Annotated in this window: 1 protein-coding gene; it reads left to right on the top strand. The window is 44.8% G+C overall.

The features are described from left to right. Positions 1-563: ABC transporter permease (locus tag R7R24_RS29340; protein ID WP_318120542.1), on the top strand; the 563-nt coding region annotated here is incomplete at both ends.

Here is a 563-nt window from a genome sequence, read left to right as displayed (position 1 = left end):
AGTTGGATTCCCAATTGGTTTATATGCCTCTCGATACTGCTCAGACATTGTATTCACTTGATAAACAGGTGACGGCATGGGTGCTCAATACTTCAAATTTACGCGTATTGCCCAGTGTGATTGAGCAATTAAAGCGAGATTACGGCAATAGCGTCGCCGTAAAAGGCTGGCAGGAGTTATCGCCGGAGCTTTCTCAACAAATCGCATTAGACAAAGCTGGCGGGATCTTCCTCATCTACATTCTGTATGGCATCGTTGGCTTTGGTCTATTCGCGACCATTTTGATGACGACGTTAGAACGCCAGCGTGAATTTGCCGTGATGTTGGCCACTGGGATGCTCAGGAGCAAGCTGATTGGTTTAATTTCAATTGAATCGCTTTTCATCGCCATTATTGGCATTGTTTTGGGTTTGATTGTCAGTGCACCTGTGCTTGGCTACTTCTATTTTAATCCCATTGAAATTACTGGCGAAGCTGCTCAAGTCATGTTGGAAAGTGGTTTTGAGCCCATTGTGCCTGTTTCTCTCGATCCTCACTTGCTGCTTAACCAAATTATCGTGGTT

Source organism: Vibrio sp. 704 (genome assembly GCF_033339295.1).
This window is presented reverse-complemented; position numbering and strand designations above follow the sequence as displayed.